This is a genomic window from Vibrio sp. M260118 (genome assembly GCF_036533755.1).
Lineage (GTDB): Bacteria > Pseudomonadota > Gammaproteobacteria > Enterobacterales > Vibrionaceae > Vibrio.
Genome location: NZ_JATABG010000374.1, coordinates 1 through 3,310 on the forward strand (window position 1 = coordinate 1; position 3,310 = coordinate 3,310).

Sequence of the window (3,310 nt, forward strand, 5' to 3'; positions counted from 1 at the left end):
CTACAATTAATCAGACCGGGCATTTCTCAAACAGTTCCAATTATTTTCAAAAAAGATTTAATTTCTTTGTTTCATGCAGTTAGAACCTAGGCTTGACAGCCTGGTCGGACCAATGCTGAAAAATGTGATGTTAATGGCTTGTTGCTTTTCTGTTTCGATTGTATATTTCAAACAGTTGTTTAATACGAGTGATTAAAATGTCGAGCCGAAACTCAACCAAAGAGAAAATTCTTGATGTCGCTGAAGCCTTGTTCGCAGAGCACGGTTTCAAAGATACCTCTCTTCGCACCATAACCAGTAAGGCGGGCGTTAACCTTGCGTCAGTCAATTATCACTTTGGTGATAAGAAAACTTTGGTGAGAGCTGTGCTTGACCGATACCTAGAAGCATTCATGCCAGCGGTTCAGGATGCGTTGATCAATCTCAACCTTAGCGATAGCTATGATATGGCAGACGTATTTGAGTCATTACGTAGCCCGTTACGTAACTTAAATAATGTCAGACCTAACGGGACAAGCCGATTCATGTTGTTGATTGGCCGCGGCTATACCGATGTGCAGGGCCATTTACGCTGGTTTATCACCACGCGTTACTCTGACACGCTGAGCCTGTTTACTGATTCAGTGAAAAAAGCCAACCCTAAACTGACTCAAGAAGAGCTGTTTTGGCGTTTGCACTTTACGCTAGGCACGTGTGTTTTCACCATGGCATCAAGTCAAGCGTTGCTAGAAATTGCTGAAAATGATTACGGAAAAGCGATGGATGCGAAGTCTGTCGTTGATCAACTGATTCCATTCTTAGCGGCAGGCGTTGCTGCAGAATAGAAGTTTAAATTCAAATAATAACAACATTAGACCAATAACGAACAAAAGGATCTGATTATGGGCTCTCTAAGAAGAAAATGGGTCAGCGACCCAGCTTTCAAAATGTTTAAGAAAGTGTTGCCACCACTATCTAGCACCGAAAAGGAAGCAATGGAAGCAGGCAGTGTATGGTGGGACGGAGAGCTGTTCTCAGGCCGACCAGATTTTTCTAAGTTGCACCAGTATCCTAAGCCAACCTTATCGGCAGAAGAACAGTCGTTTATGGATAACGAGCTAGAGACACTGCTAAGCATGTTAGATGATCATAAGATCGTTAAAGAAGATCGTGATTTGCCGCCTGAAGTTTGGCAGTACTTACGTAAAGAGCGATTCTTCTCTTTGATCATTTCAAAAGAGTACGGCGGTCGAGAGTTTTCGTCACTCGCAAACTCGACCATCGTAACGCGCATCGCGACTCGTAGTATCAGTGCAGCGGTGTGTGTCATGGTTCCAAACTCTTTGGGCCCGGGTGAGTTGCTTTCTCACTATGGTACACAAGAGCAAAAAGATTACTGGTTACCGCGCTTAGCTGATGGTACGGATATCCCCTGTTTTGCACTGACTGGCCCAGAAGCGGGTTCTGATGCGGGTGGTATCCCAGATGAAGGTATTGTTTGTTATGGCAAGCACGAAGGCAAAGAGGTGCTGGGTATTCGTCTGAACTGGAATAAACGCTACATTACTCTTGCTCCTGTGGCGACAGTGCTAGGTCTAGCGTTCAAGATGTACGATCCGGATGGTTTAATGGGCGATAAAAAAGAGCTTGGCATCACTTGTGCCCTTATTCCAGCCGACCACAAAGGCGTAGAAATTGGTGAGCGTCATGACCCGTTAGGTCTTGCGTTTATGAATGGCCCCACATTTGGTAAAGACGTCTTTATCCCGATGGACTGGCTGATCGGTGGTCAAGATTACGCAGGTAAAGGCTGGCGTATGTTAGTTGAGTGTCTGTCTGCTGGTCGCGGTATCTCGCTTCCTGCATTGGGCACCGCGGTTGGCCACTTAACTTCACGTACTACAGGTGCATACGCTTATGTGCGTAAGCAGTTTGGTATGTCGATTGGTAAGTTTGAAGGCGTTGCTGAATCACTCGGTCGCATCGGCGGGTTGACTTACTTGCTTGAAGCGAGCCGAACGCTAACCACGACATCTTTAGATCTTAAAGAGAAGCCGGGCATCGTTACAGCAATCGCTAAATACCACATGACGGAAATGGCTCGTACGCTTCTTAACGACTCGATGGATATCCACTCTGGTCGCGCGATTCAAGATGGCCCAATGAACTACTTGGCATCGCCTTACTTGGGTATTCCAGTTGCGATTACTGTTGAAGGGGCGAATATCCTAACTCGTAACCTGATGATCTTTGGTCAAGGTGCGACCCGTTGTCACCCTTATGTACTCAAAGAGATGGAAGCAGCTGCGAATTCGGATGAGAAACAAGGCGCGAAAGAGTTTGATGAGTTGCTGTTCAAGCACATTAAACATGCAATGGGTAATACTTTCGGCGCATTTGGTGCGGCTCTAACTGGCTCTCGTTTCATCAAGGCAGAGATGAGTGGTCCAACTCAGAAATACTACAAAGACATGACTCGTCTAAGTCGTGCACTTGCAGTCAGTGCCGATATCGCGATGGCAACGCTAGGTGGTGATCTGAAACGTAAAGAGATGATTTCTGCTCGTCTAGGTGATGTACTTGCATACCTATACATGGCTTCGGCAGCACTTAAGAAGTACGAAGATGAAGGTCGTCAGCAGCAAGATCTTAATTTTGTTCACTATGCGGTTCAGCACTGTTTGCATAACGGTGCGAAATCTCTTCAAGAAGCGTTTGCCAATTATCCTCATAAAGCGGTTGGTCGCTTATTGAAAGTGATCATCTTCCCACTAGGTAATCACTTTGCTAAGCCAAGTGATGATCTAACGGTGAAACTTGCGGAAGCTCTGATGACTCCGGGGGCACAGCGTGAGCGCTTAACTAACCTATGCTATGTAGGTGCAGATGAGAACGACAGCGTTGGCCTAATGGAGACGGCATTTCTTGCGATGTACGATATCAAGAGCTTAGAGCGTAAGCTGATGCGTGCGGCGAAAGAGGGTAAGGTTGCTCGTAAAGGTTTACTGTCTGACAGGCTGGCGCAAGCACTTGAAGCAGATGTCTTAACGCAAGACGAGGTCGATCAAATTATTGCGGCGGATAAACTTCGTTATAAAGCCGTTCAAGTTGACCACTTCAGCCACGACTTTAAAGACATTCATACCAATGGACGCCCAAAAAAGGGCAAAGCTAAGCTCAATAATGCGGCTTAGCGGACACACAGTAGTAATGACGAAAGGCACCCTCGGGTGTCTTTCTTTTTTGTTGGAGATCGCTATTGAGCGTGAAAGTGCTCCAACCACTTACATTTTGGCGACATTTTTACAGAAATTAGATGCGATCTTTAGAT

At 45.9% G+C, this 3,310-nt stretch carries 2 protein-coding genes; both read left to right on the forward strand.

Features of this window, described 5'->3' with window-relative positions; translation table 11 throughout:
* Positions 1-197: 197 nt before the first annotated feature.
* On the forward strand, positions 198-824 hold the full coding sequence (locus QTO00_RS16940) for a TetR/AcrR family transcriptional regulator (RefSeq protein ID WP_331425828.1): 627 nt from the start codon (positions 198-200) through the stop codon (positions 822-824).
* Positions 825-881: 57 nt separating this feature from the next.
* The gene (locus tag QTO00_RS16945) at positions 882-3,173 is read left to right on the forward strand and encodes an acyl-CoA dehydrogenase (protein ID WP_331425829.1); all 2,292 of its coding nucleotides are present in this window, start codon (positions 882-884) and stop codon (positions 3,171-3,173) included.
* Positions 3,174-3,310 lie beyond the last annotated feature (137 nt).